This window comes from Sphingobacterium sp. CZ-2 (assembly GCF_004526235.1).
Classification (GTDB): domain Bacteria; phylum Bacteroidota; class Bacteroidia; order Sphingobacteriales; family Sphingobacteriaceae; genus Sphingobacterium; species Sphingobacterium tenebrionis.
In genome coordinates, this window is record NZ_CP038159.1 from 2,309,084 (window position 1) to 2,323,001 (window position 13,918).

A 13,918-nucleotide genomic window follows, 5' to 3' on the forward strand; every position below is an offset into this window, starting at 1 on the left:
AATGTAGTATATATGCATGAAAACTGCCACGTTTGTGCTTCAGAAGGCTTTGAGGCACTTACCCGAATTAGAATATCCACTGCAACGGACTCAATCGTAGCAAGTCTTAATGTAATTTCATCCAATCTTCTATTGACTGATGAAATTGGGTTATCGGACGCCGCAGCAAAAAAACTGAATGTTTCCCCAAATGAAACTTTGTATGTTTCACATTTGGAACCTATTAAATCTTTAAGCCACGTACGGGCAAAAATCTACAATCAGAAACTGGATTACTTGGCGTACAATGAAATCATTACGGATATAGTTCAGGGCAATTATTCCAATATCGACCTCACAGCATTTATCACCGCCTGTGCCGGAAATAGAATGGATCTTGATGAAATCACCTATCTTACAAAAGCCATGATTGCTTCTGGTATGCAATTGCACTGGAACAAGGAGATTGTTGTTGATAAGCATTGCATCGGAGGGTTACCAGGCAATAGAACAACACCGTTGGTAGTTGCCATTGTTACTGCCTTTGGCCTTACAATGCCCAAAACGTCTTCCCGTGCCATTACCTCGCCTGCCGGTACTGCAGATACCATGGAAGTATTTACCAATGTAACGCTTTCCCCTGAAAAAATAAAAGAAGTGGTTCATAAGGAAGGGGGGTGTATCGTTTGGGGTGGAACAGCCCAGTTAAGCCCGGCAGATGATCTGCTGATAAAAATCGAAAAAGCCCTCGATATAGATAGCGAGGGACAGCTAATTGCTTCGGTACTCTCAAAAAAAGCAGCGGCGGGTTCCACGCACGTTGTTATAGATATTCCTGTAGGTGAAACTGCAAAAATGAGAAGTACAAAAATGGCACAGACAAAGAGTATATGGGTGGTCTAAAATACATTTTGACCAGAAACATTGCCGCTACTACCCATTATGACAGCGATATGGGCTGGGGGTTCGGATTGAATTTGTCCTATTAAGTTTGACTTTCTATGAGGTCGGATTTAGAATCCGACCTCTTTTGATGAATTAAAAATGTTACTTAATGAGCAATTATTACGAGGAAATAATAAAGAAACTAGAAGATGAAATAAAAGAGGTGTCTCTTGAACTGGATGGTTCCATAGCTTTGTATGATGTTATTATCGAGTTGATATTATCGAGACTTTCCGAAATAAAGGAATATACACTAAAAAATGGCTTTGATAGTATAAATGAAGAGATCCACTTTTTCAAATATCAAAAACCAGTCATTGTTTCAAAACTCATTTACTATAACGCTATCTATAAAATAGAGACAAAAAAACCTAATGATATAAAAGCTATTAGGAAATACATTAATGGTGAGCTAAGGAAACTCAAACGGTATTTTGAGAGTAACCTTGAATTCTATAAATATTACCGAACAGGCAGTTCATTTGTAGATGAAAAGTTATTTGTTCGGGGCAAACACGATATAAAGTTAAGTTTGGACACGGTTTATTTTGAAACCGACCACCGGTTTTCTACATCCCACGATTATAAGGCGGCAAAAATAATTGCCAATGACCTGATTCAAGTTTATCTTGAAGACCAACTTCACAACATAATCTATAAAGATAAATCAATAGACCTACCAACATTAAGTTGGACGGGAAGCAAAGCGGCTTTAACGGAATTGATTTACGGACTGCATTCTCAAGCCGTCTTCAATAATGGGAATACAGATATTATAACCATAGTCAGATTTTTTGAAAACAGTTTTAATGTTGATTTGGGCGATTTTTACCATACATTTTTGGAACTCAAAGCAAGAAAGCTGAACCGAACGAAATTCCTTGACAGCTTACGTGATGCTTTGATTAAAAAAATGGAAGAACAGGACGAAATATAAAATCAAAAGACGATTTTGTCGATCAGAGACTGTAAAATAAACTGTGTCAAGGATAATAAACAGAAGTATTATTTTTGACATAGTAATTATGAGTATTAAGGAAAGCGATTTTGATTTTGAGTCCATGAAGGACCTGGCCCTAGAACAGTTACGTAGTGGTGAATCACTTTATGGCAAGAACGGAGCTTTTGCTCCTTTAATGAAAAAGTTTTTAGAAGCAGCGCTAGAAGCTGAGATTGAGAGCCATCTGGATGAAGCTGAACGCTCTTGTGGTAATCGTCGTAACGGCAAGTCCAGCAAGCAGATTCGCACCTCAGATGGCACTATCGAGATCGATACTCCGCGTGACCGTCGGTCTAACTTCGAACCCCAGCTTATTAAGAAACGTGAGACGATTTTAGCTTTCTTCGATTACCGATAAGATCATTCCCCAGGTCAAGGAGTGGCAATCAAGAAGTCTAGACTCGCTTTATACGATTGTTTGGATGGACGCCATGCACTACAAAGTAAAAGAAGACCATCGGTTTGTTTCGCGGGCAGTATACAATATTCTTGGCATTGATCGAAATGGACATAAGCATCTGATAGGGATGTATGTTTCGGAGAATGAGGGAGCTAACTTTTGGTTGAGCGTATTGACTGATTTACAAAATCGAGGCGTAGAGGATATCTTAATTGCTTGTATCGATAATTTAAAAGGGTTTTCCGAAGCGATACAGAGTGTTTTTCCCGACACCGAAGTACAGACCTGTGTAGTACATCAAATCCGAAACAGCCTAAAGTATGTAGCCAGTAAGGATCAAAAGGAGTTCATGAACGATCTAAAACCCGTATATAGGGCCGATACGTTGGATCTAGCCGAGCTTCGGATGGATGAACTTCAGGATAAATGGGGTGAAAAGTATCCTGTGGTCATTGAATCCTGGCGACGCAACTGGGATCGTCTGGCCACCTATTTCCGATACGATAAATCCATCCGAAAGTTGATATACACGACTAACACGATCGAAGGATTTCATCGCCAAGTGCGTAAGGTCACCAAAACTAAAGGTGCATTCACCTCCGATATAGCGTTATTGAAATTGATTTATTTAGCACATAACAACATTAAGAAGAAATGGACGATGCCACTAGCCAATTGGGGAACAACAGCACAGAAATTAGCAATTTGGTTTCCGGGAAGAATGGTGTTAGATTTGCAATAAGAAAAATGGTTGAATTACCGCCCCGCGGGGCGGTAATTCAACCATTGACACAGTTTATTTTACACTCCCGTCGATCATTATTCGGCGAAGGAGCCAGTCCATTTTCCTCTTTCCCTAACTATCGTTTACAAATGGAAACGGTCCTGAAATTCTTTACCCAGTTTGAATTCATTGGAGGTTTTTAGACTTCTACCAATAATGAGATTATACCGCCGTTGCCATTTGCTCACAAGCTTCTGCGCATTTGTAGCAAGCATCCGCACACTCTTTGCAATGTTGCATATCATGCTTAGCACATTCATCTCCACACGCTCTACAAATCTCCGCACATAGCTTGCAAAGGTGACGGCTATATTGGCTTCCCAAACTCATGAGTTCGGCTGCGGCTCTACATATGGCTGCACATTCCAGATCAAGCTGGATACATCGAGCCATCATTTTTACATTGTCCTCTTGCAAGCAAGAAGCTGCACAATGGTTACAAGCTACAGCACAGGCGTAGCATTCGTCAATACATTTTTGAAATTGTTGATGTGACATAATTTTATTGTTTAAAGTGAGAAATTATTTATCTATTCTTATTAGCTAATAACCAGGTTTGAATCTCCGAGATTTCCTGATCCTGTTTTTCAATAATATTTTTTGCCATTGTCTGCATAGCACTTTCGTGTCCGTAAATAAGTTCCAATTTTGCGTTTCCAATTGCATTTTGATGATGCTGAATCATCAACATGGCAAAATCGTGATCCGTGTCTCCATTAATGATTTGGAGATCTGTCACTCTGCCTGAGCGTTCCATATTTTTCATCTGCTCTGTAACAAATTCGGGAACATTTAGATGCGGTACGTGACCATTGAGAAATGTGGTTAATTCTTGAATCTCAGCCTTCTGGTCTTTAATTATTTTCTGGGCCATCTCCCTCATTTGCGCATCATCGCCGGATTGCAGTTCCTTATTTGCCATGTCGATCGCTCCCTGATGATGCATTCGCATCATCAGAGCAAAAGCATTATCAGGGTCGGGGGGCATTTGCATGGCCATCATCTCATCCATCATGTTGTGCATGATAGTCATCATTTCATTGTCATCGTGATTCTGGATTTTGATTTTGTTGATATCGTCCTTATCGCACGCTTGGATAAATAACAGTATTCCTGCTATTGCCATTATTTTTATCGCTAATTTCATAGATGTATATTATTATTATCAATTTCCTTTTCTCTTTTAATAATGAAATGTTAAAGACTTTTTTTGATAGAACACATAGACAGAACAACATACAATTCAATTTGTTTGATTTTTTGGATTCAAAACGAGCTACAGATAAGATATGTGGGTGTAAGATTATTTCTGTAATGTAGTGGTTTATGCTACTATTTATTCATCAATTTTGAAATGAATCACAGTCCAGAAATAAATTGAACGAACCTGAGATGTTGTGATTAGGAAAATGTATGAATGGGTAAATGTTTTTACAATACTCCCCGTGACATATAAATACTTTTTGTCGGTACTACGCTTTCCATAGCCTTTGGATTTTCTTGCTGCTTTTCGACTTGTTCTGTAGAATTTTCTATTGGTTCCGGAGTGTTAGATAACTGTATTTTCCGCTCAATTGCCGCCAACTCCGTTTTGAGTTCGCTAAGTCGGTTTTCTTTTGTCCACGTACCATTGATTACTTCCTTAAGTATTGGAATGTTTTTTTGGAAATCTGCCATATTCTCCTGTTCTTTTCTGATATAGGTGGGCAGCTTTTCCAATGCTTTAATAAAATTTAGTGAAGCTGTTTCGGGATCTTTTGCCATTACACCATTGTTGAATGTATATTTGATAGTACCCTCACCTTGAATAAAAAAACGGTTTACACGAATATCCACCCCCTCTTTTTGTGACATTTCCGTTTTTACCAAAAGTTGAAAGCCATACAGATTACCGATTTCTTCATAATCCCCACCCGTTCGGGATTTGTCGGCAAGCTGATTGAGCTTTGCACCGATTTGTTTTATATCCGCATTGGGCGACAAAACGTCTAATTTAATAAGGTTGGCAACGGAACCGTCAGTGTTTTTTTGGATACGTCCCTGCAAATTATTCCAATCAAGGCTCATACGGTCATAGCGGGATTGGGCTTTTCCAAGTTCTGCCTCATAATCTTCCAGTTTGTACTTGGCACTTGATTTTGAACGATTGAACGATTGCCTTTCGCTTTCCAATCCGGCAATCTGTTTCTCTATTTTAGCTTTGTCCAAAAGGTCGGTATTGCCCATAAGGATAGCTACATATTCCGAGAAATTCATACCCGACTTTTCATCCATACCACCTTCGTCAATCGTCCGTTTACCAAGATTGTTGGATTTTAATTGGTCAATAAATAGCTGTTTGTTGTGCAGCAGGTTGAACTTATAACTATCCAGCGATTTTTCAACGGCATAGATGATTACATCCACTTTATTGTCGTTAAAATGCTTGGCAATCTCATTGCCTTTGCGGATAGCCCTACCGTCCCTTTGCGCAAGGTCGGACGGTCGCCACGGCGTATCTAAATGGTGTACGGCAACGGCTCTTTTCTGTGCGTTCACACCTGTACCGAGCATACTCGTAGAACCGAAAAGGACACGGATTTTGCCCTCGTTCATTCCTTTGATTAGCTCTTTTCGTTGCTTGTCATTCTTCGCTTCCTGTATAAAGCGGATTTCGTGTGCAGGTATGTCGTGGTCTTCCACGAGCTTACGTTTGATTTCGGAGTAGATATTCCACTGATTTGGCTTGTATGTTCCCAAATCCGAGAAGATGAACTGCGTGCCTTTCTGTGCATTGAATTTATTGTAATATTTAGCAATATTATCTGCACAATGGGAAGCTTTGTTATCGGCGTGGTCTTGGTAATGGGGGCTTACCATTCGCATATCCAAAGACATCTTTCGAGCGTAGTCCGTAGCGATAAGCATTTTTGCTTTTTCTTCTTTTTTAGATAGCGGTTTTCTGCCAAGTAATTCCCCTTTGCCTGATTTGGCAAACTCCATCAGCTTTTCAATAAACTTCTCCTGGTCTGGAGTTGGAGGTATGTTGTAAAATATCTCGTTCTTTTCGGGACGGTCTATTCCAATCATTTCGGCGGTACGGTAATCCGTGATTTCGGAGTAGAATTGAGCGAGTTCCGGCACTTTGATAAAGTAGCGGAAACGCTCTTTTGCCACGATATTATTGGCGACCGAAAACTCATAATCGGTTGTTTTCTTTGCGTAGATTGCCGCCCACGCATCAAACGAGTTAATGCCCTGTTTTGCCAAAGCCCTTGGTCGCAGGTATTTGAACAACAGGTACAATTCGGTCAGTGAATTGCTGATAGTCGTACCCGAAAGGAAAGTTGCCCCCATATCCGCATCGGTACGTTCCTGTATAGTCCGTATAGCAAACAAAAGATTCAGTGCCTTTAGGCTTCCCTGTTGATTGCCCAATCCTGCAACCCTTGAATGCCTTGTGTTGAAAATCAGGTTTTTGAATTGGTGGCTTTCGTCTACAAATAAATGGTCGATACCCATCATCTTGAAGTCCACAATATCATCTTTGCGGTTTTCAATGTCGTGTTGCAGGGTTTTCAGCTTGACTTCGAGGTTTTCTTTCTGTTTCTCTGCTCCGGCGAGCATACCCCGGGTTACTTCATCGCCCTGACTTCGCAAAACGTCAAGATTTTCCTCCACACTGTCCAGTTCGGATTGCAGGATTTCCTTTTGTATTTCGGGCGATTGGGGTATCATTCCGAACTGGTCGTGGGTCAATATCACACAATCCCACTCGTTGTTCTTAATATCTCCGAAAATCCGCAGTCGTTTTTGGGGCGTAAAATCATCAATGCCCGGATAGAGTATTTTAGCGTGCGGATAGGCGGTGCGGTAGGCTTCGGCAATTTCAGGTATATTCGCTTTCAACCCGATAATCATCGGTTTGTGAGCCAGTCCCAAACGCTTCATTTCCTGTGCACCCGTGCACATTATCAACGTCTTTCCGGCACCTACTTCATGGTCGCAGATAGCACCGTTATTGAGCTTTATTATCCAGACAGCATCCTTTTGGCTTGAATACAGGTCTTCAATACCCAATGCTTTTCGGTCCAATTCCGGAAACACCTGATGGGAACCGTCGTAGTGCGGTCGGACAAAACAGTTAAAGGTGTCGTTGTATTGGTCAGTCATCCTTATCTTGAACTCATCGTTTTGGGCGTGGAGCCAATCGTTAAAGGAGGTTCGGATTTCGTCAATCTTGGTATTCGCCATTTGTATGGCTTCCATATCCCGTACCTTGACATTCTTTCCGTCAACCTGTACCGTTTTGGAAATATCGGGTGTGGTATTGACAAGGGCGTGCTTGAGCAGGGCAATCCCGTCATACGTCCGGCTTTGGGCTTTGACCGCATATTTATCCCATATATGGACATTTTTCTGTTTGCAGGTGACGGAAAAATCATCGGCACTGTCCGAATAGTGGATTTTCACATCTGCGTCGAACAGATGCGATGCAAATCGGGCGTAGATGCCAGTGGGTATCCAGCGTTCGCCCAGATTAAAATCGAGTTCCTCAAATTCGATACGTCTTGGTCGGGCTTCTTCCAAAACGGTAAGGCTTTCTTTAGCTTGGGTATCATCGGGATTGCTTTCGAGGTAATCTCTTATTTCGTTGGCTTTCTCCACTACATTGCCCGCAACCCAGCGTTCGAATATTTCATATTCCTTTTGCAATGGATTGTAGTAGATGAGACCGTGTAAGGCTTCTTTCAAAGCATCAGCAGGCATACCGCTGATTTCGGACATAAAGTCCAAATCCACGCTTCCGTATTTGTTCAGCGAAGCCGATAACGCTTCTTCGGGATTGTCCGTTGCAATGGTTGCGGTAGAAAAACTTACAGGACGGCTGAATATATCTGCCTTATGGATTACACCACCAACGACACGCTCCAGATAGGGCATTTCTTTGCCTACACTGTCTGTTTTGATGAGCTTGATATTGTCCGCACTGTTGAGATTTCCGTACCTTTTGACAAAAGCATCGTATAAGCGGTTAAGGTTTTCCCTTTCTTCCTTGTGTTCTGAATGTTTCTCGGCTTCTTTTTGGTAGAGGTCGATATAGGTATCACGAACTTGGATATATGCTTCGGCTCTTGCTTTTTGCAAAGACGGTAACTGCAACGGGTGGAATATTGCCCTTGCATCACTTTTATCCACTTCCTGCAAATAGCCGACCCAACCGTTATCTACGACAAGGCAATCGTTACGGTGAAACTGTTGGAGTTCGTCACTGTACGGAGCAGGTTCGGGAACAGTAGCAGGTACGGTACCGGCTGACTTATCGGCTTGGCCATTACTGTTTGCCTGTGAAAATAAATCGCCGATTGTTTTCTGTTTTGTGCCATTGGTTTGTAAGGTTTTATTGACCGTGCCGTTTGATGCTGGAGATGTATAGGACTGTTGCATCGCTCCGCTAAAGAGGTCGGTTTGCCGACCTCTTGGGGTACGTTTTCTTTTTGTCGTTTGTCTTTTGGCTTGGGTGGTTTTCTTTGGCGGGGTAATAACCGCTACGGTTTCATTTACATTTTCAAACAGGTCGAAAATGCTTAGCTGTTTTAATTCCTGCTGGCTTTCCTGTACAATGGCTGGTGCAGTAAAACGCGGTCGTTCGGGTTGTATGATTTCGGGTTCAGTAGCCGGAGGTGCCGGCGTTGGCGTAATCGGAATTTGTACGATAGGTTCATCGTTGCTTTCGCCTTTGTACAAATCAAAATTCAGGTGCTTTCCAAAATCTTCGGAAAGCATTTGCTTCAAATCTTTGGCAATCCCCGCAACACCGTCTTTATGCGTATAGATAATTGCAGGTTTTCCGTATGGGTCGGTATCTATCTTACGGTCGGTATGTATGACCCTCGTACCGTCACGGAAAAAAGCATTGCTTGAAGTATCGTATTTGGTCTGCCTGCTTTGGCAAAACAGCTCTTCCAATTCGCTCAGAGGTTGTTTTGCCGTATTCTTTTGCAGGATAATCAGGTCGCTTCCGACTTCTGTACCTGCATATTCCGTGAACAGGTTGTTTGGCAATCGGACAACCGACACCAGATGGTTGCTTTTCATTAACGCCCTACGTATCGGCTCATTGTTGGGGCTGTTTAAAATTCCTTGCGAAGTAATAAATACCTGCAAACCACCCTCACGGAGCATATCGTTTCCTTTCAAAAAGAAATAATTGTGTATGCTACGGGCAGCCTGTATTTTTGCGGGGTCTTTGCTTCGGGAAAACGTAAGATCGAACACGGAAGTATCGCCAAACGGAATGTTGCTTGCAACAACATCATAGCTATTTTGTTCCTTTTCGGGGATTTCCTCAAAACCGCTCACACGGATATTGCTTTCGGGATAGAGGTGTTTTAGGATTTTGCCTGTCAGCAAATCTTTTTCATAGGCAGTTACTTTGGTTTGTTGGTTTTCGGAAAAGGATTGTATAAACGAGCCGATACCTGCGGAGGGTTCAAGGAATTTCTGAATATTTACATCGCTTTCCCGCAGGGTTTCGGAAATTGCATCAATTACCTGTGGAGGTGTATAAAAAGCCGTCAGCACGGAGCTTTTCATACTGTCCACGTATCGGCGGTATTGCTTATCGTCTTCGGACTTTTCTTTGAGCAGTTTGTGGAGTTCCAGCGTAATGGGGAATAAATCGTGTTCGGTTTTCCTCCAATGGTTGATATCTATTTCATTTGCTATGGGGTTCAATACGAATTTAAGACCGCCAAATCCGCTGTATTGTTTCATTGACAGTCTTTCACCCACGGTAGCGTTTCGTTGCTCTTTTTCCAATGTAAAGGCAATCCGCAGGGCTTCGATATTGTCCAAGAGATGCTGCCGTTTACTGAAGCCCATTTTCCTCAATCCATATTGCGATGGTTCCGGTTATCTCGGTATAGAGCAGGTCAAACTCATAACCGTAGGCAAAATCATCGGCTAGTTCATATTGGGCGAAAACATTCTCGCAAACAGGGAACATTTTCAGAGCGAACCGCCGCAGTTCCTCGTCTGCCATTAGGGTATCGAACTCATTGCATACTACCTGAAAAACCATATCAAACTTGGAGAAGTGCAAACCCTCAAAGAGTATGTAATTCGCTATCTCATTACATTGCTCAATGGCATTGCCGGAACGGAACGCATCCTCATAGGCATTGGCAGCCCACGAGGAACGCTGGTCAATAAATTTTTGGTTGCTGGCTTTTTCAGGGAAACTACTGTTCAGGAGTTCCTGTAGTCGTAAACGGAAATACGACAGGTCTTTTTGCTGTGTACTCATAATTAAATTTTGTTTAGAATTTTGCGTAAAACCTAAAATTAGAGCAGGGAGCAAGAGCCTTTGAAGAAGTGGCAGGGTTTGGCTTCGGGAGGCAGGATTTGGCAGAACAGTGTTTATTCAGATATCGTTATAGAGTTGTCCACTTCATTGACATATACGTCCGACCCATCAAAATCATCATCATCGTTTTGGGAACTTTGTCTTGTAAAAAGCTCCAGTCTGTCAACTTGCCCAAAAAGCCGAACAATACGCTTTCTGATTTTGTCAGGTTTTTCGGATTGTCTTCCACGGGGAGATATAAGCACCTGTGGAACATCTCTTGCATGTCTTTCAAGAGGTTTTCCCTTTGTGAACAGTAGGACGATTTCTGCATTTGCCCGTGTAATATATCCCATTCCAATAAAAACCCAATCATTGTTCCTGTTCGTTTTTTTTTCTTGCAACGGCTAAGGTATCAGCGAGAAGAAAAGGTCGACTGAAAGTGGCAGAGTTTGGCTTTGAGAGGTAGGGTTTTACCACACATAAGATTATTAAAAGAATTGATTGTTTTTTTACAAACCATATTATATCTAAATTTATTATCGTAATATTGCGATATATAAAAAACAAAGCATGGGACTTACTAAATCAGAAATATTCACGGACGAGCAAAACAGATTAGCTTCTCTATTTAAGGTTCTGGCACACCCTGCAAGGGTTGCCATACTTCAATATATCATTAACCAGAAAGCCTGTATCTGTAATGATCTGGTCGAGGAATTGGGATTGGCACAGGCTACGATTTCTCAGCATTTAAAGGAGTTAAAGAGTATCGGCATCATTCAAGGCACAATCGAGGTTAAATCTGTTTGTTATTGCATCGATAAAAATGTTTGGAAAAAAATCCAAGCAGATTTTAATTCATTCTTTGATCAGGAAGTAAAGGTAAACAAGTGCTGTTAGCCGTGTTTTTTTAATATTTAACATCGCTATATTACGATACAATATTTTAATAAATCATTTCAAAATTCAAAAACAATGAAACTATCAAACATCAAAGAAATCTTACCAACATTGGACAATGTTGAATTTCAATTAGCGGACGGAACATTTGTCCCCAAACATTTCCACGTTACGGAGGTAGGTATTGTTACAAAACATTTTATTGATTGTGGCGGAACGATCAGAAATGAAAAGGTCGTCAACTTCCAGTTGTGGAACGCCAACGATTTTGAACACAGGCTAAAGCCGACCAAACTATTGAACATCATCAAACTGTCCGAAGAAAAATTGGATATTCAAGATGCCGAAATAGAAGTGGAATACCAAAGCGAAACCATTGGCAAATACAATCTGGATTTTAACGGAAACCATTTTGTACTGAAAAACAAACAAACCGCTTGTTTGGCAAGTGATGCCTGCGGTATTCCTGCCGAAAAACAAAAAGTAGAATTATCAGAGCTGAACAGTGCTTGCTGTTCGCCTAATTCGGACTGTTGTTAAACCCTATAAACCAATCGTAATGTACAAGAATTTAGCTGAAACCATAAAGGGAATATCTGATGTTCAGACCGTAAGCGAAGAACGTAAAACCATATTGCAACCCTTGATAGACTTCGTACAACAAAAAGTAAGCAACGGACAGGTAATAAATCTCAATTTCATCTGTACACACAATTCACGAAGAAGCCATTTATCGCAGGTTTGGGCACAGGTGGCAAGTGTATATTACCATATCCCGAATGTATATTGCTATTCGGGCGGTACGGAAGAAACGGCATTATTTCCGAAAGTAGTGGAAACATTGAATGAACAGGGTTTTTCTGCTTTCAAAATTTCGGAAGCGGACAATCCTGTTTATGCTATTAAGTACAGTGAAAATGCTTTGCCGATTATCGGTTTTTCAAAAAAGTACGATAGCCCTTTCAATCCTGTATCGGCATTCACTGCCATTATGACCTGTTCACAGGCAGACGATGGCTGTCCTTTTATTGCAGGTGCAGAAAAGAGAATACCTATCACATTTGAAGACCCGAAGATTTCAGACGGCACAACAGAGCAGACAAAGATATATGCGGAAAGGAGTTTGGAGATAGCAACTGAAATGTTCTATGTTTTTTCAATGATTAAAAAATAACCAATGCAACCAAAACTAAAATTTCTTGACCGTTACCTTACCCTATGGATATTCCTTGCTATGGCATTTGGCGTAGGATTAGGATATTTCTTTCCCAACATTTCTAACGTAACAGACAGCTTGTCCGTAGGAACCATTAATATCCCGCTGGCAATAGGTTTGATACTGATGATGTACCCGCCATTGGCAAAGGTGGATTATACAGTATTGCCCAAAGCGTTTAAGGATAAAAAAGTAATTGGAATATCTTTATTCCTCAATTGGGTAATCGGTACGGTAATGATGTTCGGGTTAGCCGTTCTGTTTTTAAGGAATGAACCCGATTATATGACGGGATTGATTTTGATAGGATTGGCAAGATGTATCGCAATGGTAATTGTATGGAGCGACCTGGCAAAAGCCAACAGGGAATATACGGCACTATTGGTAGCGTTGAACAGTGTCTTTCAGATATTGAGTTACAGTTTTTTGGTTTGGCTTTTTATCAACGTATTGCCGAGTAAATTAGGATTAGCCAATTTCAATGTAAATGTATCAATGAAAGACGTTACCGAAAGCGTGTTGATATACTTGGGTATTCCTTTTTTTACAGGTTTCGTGAGCCGATATGTTCTTATAAAATCAAAAGGCATTGAATGGTACAATAGAAAATACATACCGGCAGTATCACCTATTACACTTTACGCATTATTGTTTACCATTGTACTGATGTTCAGTTTGAAAGGCGACAAGATATTGGAGTTGCCAGTGGACGTGATTAAGATAGCCATACCGCTAATCATCTATTTTGTATTGATGTTTTTCGTGAGCTTTTTTATAAGCAAATCCCTGAATGTTCCTTATGACAGGAACGCGTCCATAGCATTTACAGCCACCGGGAACAATTTTGAATTGGCCATAGCCGTAGCCATTGCGGTTTTTGGTATTCATTCTCCACAGGCATTTGTTGGCGTTATCGGACCATTGGTCGAAGTGCCTGTACTGATACTATTGGTAAGGGCAAGTTTATGGTTGAAGAAGAAACTATACTAAGTTGATGTAAATAACTTAGCGGGATTTTAGAATTGTCAAGAAACTAAAATTAAACCCTCTGAATCCGGAGCGTTTATTGTTTGTTCAAGATGTGAAGCATCCTGCCCACCTCAATATCCATTCGGGAAAATGCAAACCATTTTTTGCCCAGGTCTTTGAGCGAAGCCCCTATATGGTAAAGCTCCGCTTGGTCTATTATCAAAAATCGGTCGTGGGTATCGGAGAAAACCTTAATTTCAATCGGGAGGTATTGGCTGTTGTACCGTTTTATGTCCAATTGTAGCTGATTGCTGATTGCTTTGGTGTAGATTGTTGCGGTTACATTTTGTTTTCGCTTAACCAATATCGTTAGTGCCGTTGAGGAAATCCAACAG

The 13,918-nt window shown here is 41.1% G+C and carries 10 protein-coding genes and 2 pseudogenes; 7 read left to right on the forward strand and 5 right to left on the reverse strand.

Translation table 11 applies throughout. The features are described 5' to 3' along the window. The first annotated feature begins 12 nt into the window (after positions 1 to 12). The 3 genes and pseudogenes from E3D81_RS10260 (at position 13) to E3D81_RS10270 (ending at position 3,066) form a co-directional block, all read left to right on the forward strand. The gene (locus E3D81_RS10260; RefSeq protein WP_134777328.1) at positions 13 to 882 is read left to right on the forward strand and encodes a thymidine phosphorylase; all 870 of its coding nucleotides are present in this window, start codon (positions 13 to 15) and stop codon (positions 880 to 882) included. A 151-nt stretch (positions 883 to 1,033) separates the two neighbouring features. Next, complete coding sequence (locus tag E3D81_RS10265; RefSeq protein ID WP_134777329.1) at positions 1,034 to 1,861, forward strand: RteC domain-containing protein; 828 nt, start codon at positions 1,034 to 1,036, stop codon at positions 1,859 to 1,861. A 124-nt stretch (positions 1,862 to 1,985) separates the two neighbouring features. Next, positions 1,986 to 3,066, forward strand: a pseudogene (locus E3D81_RS10270) (IS256 family transposase). A gap of 204 nt (positions 3,067 to 3,270) precedes the next feature. Here E3D81_RS10270 and E3D81_RS17610 read toward each other — a convergent pair. From E3D81_RS17610 to E3D81_RS10290, 4 genes are all read right to left on the reverse strand, one after another. Further along, on the reverse strand, positions 3,271 to 3,606 hold the full coding sequence (locus E3D81_RS17610; protein WP_002993225.1) for a four-helix bundle copper-binding protein: 336 nt from the start codon (positions 3,604 to 3,606) through the stop codon (positions 3,271 to 3,273). 28 nt (positions 3,607 to 3,634) lie between these two features. Next, the gene (locus E3D81_RS10280; protein ID WP_002993226.1) at positions 3,635 to 4,255 is read right to left on the reverse strand and encodes a DUF305 domain-containing protein; all 621 of its coding nucleotides are present in this window, start codon (positions 4,253 to 4,255) and stop codon (positions 3,635 to 3,637) included. A gap of 284 nt (positions 4,256 to 4,539) precedes the next feature. Further along, positions 4,540 to 9,972 (reverse strand): N-6 DNA methylase, encoded by a 5,433-nt coding sequence (locus E3D81_RS10285; RefSeq protein ID WP_094280390.1) that lies wholly within the window; start codon positions 9,970 to 9,972, stop codon positions 4,540 to 4,542. Continuing rightward, positions 9,959 to 10,396 (reverse strand): DUF1896 domain-containing protein, encoded by a 438-nt coding sequence (locus E3D81_RS10290; RefSeq protein ID WP_002993229.1) that lies wholly within the window; start codon positions 10,394 to 10,396, stop codon positions 9,959 to 9,961. Before E3D81_RS10290 ends, E3D81_RS10285 begins: the two co-directional genes overlap by 14 nt. Before the next feature lie 612 nt (positions 10,397 to 11,008). Here E3D81_RS10290 and E3D81_RS10300 point away from each other — a divergent pair. From E3D81_RS10300 to arsB, 4 genes are all read left to right on the forward strand, one after another. After that, a complete protein-coding gene (locus E3D81_RS10300) occupies positions 11,009 to 11,338 on the forward strand; it encodes an ArsR/SmtB family transcription factor (protein WP_002993233.1) in 330 nt (109 codons plus the stop codon). Positions 11,339 to 11,413: 75 nt separating this feature from the next. Then, positions 11,414 to 11,878: a DUF6428 family protein gene (locus E3D81_RS10305; RefSeq protein ID WP_002993236.1), complete on the forward strand. Its 465-nt coding sequence runs from the start codon at positions 11,414 to 11,416 to the stop codon at positions 11,876 to 11,878. 19 nt (positions 11,879 to 11,897) lie between these two features. Then, positions 11,898 to 12,512 (forward strand): hypothetical protein, encoded by a 615-nt coding sequence (locus E3D81_RS10310; protein WP_002993237.1) that lies wholly within the window; start codon positions 11,898 to 11,900, stop codon positions 12,510 to 12,512. Positions 12,513 to 12,515: 3 nt separating this feature from the next. Continuing rightward, the gene (gene arsB, locus E3D81_RS10315) at positions 12,516 to 13,544 is read left to right on the forward strand and encodes an ACR3 family arsenite efflux transporter (protein WP_002993239.1); all 1,029 of its coding nucleotides are present in this window, start codon (positions 12,516 to 12,518) and stop codon (positions 13,542 to 13,544) included. A 73-nt stretch (positions 13,545 to 13,617) separates the two neighbouring features. Here the strand turns inward: arsB and E3D81_RS10320 are convergent. Beyond that, positions 13,618 to 13,902: pseudogene (locus tag E3D81_RS10320) on the reverse strand (ORF6N domain-containing protein); the annotation flags it as partial. Between the last annotated feature and the right edge of the window lie 16 nt (positions 13,903 to 13,918).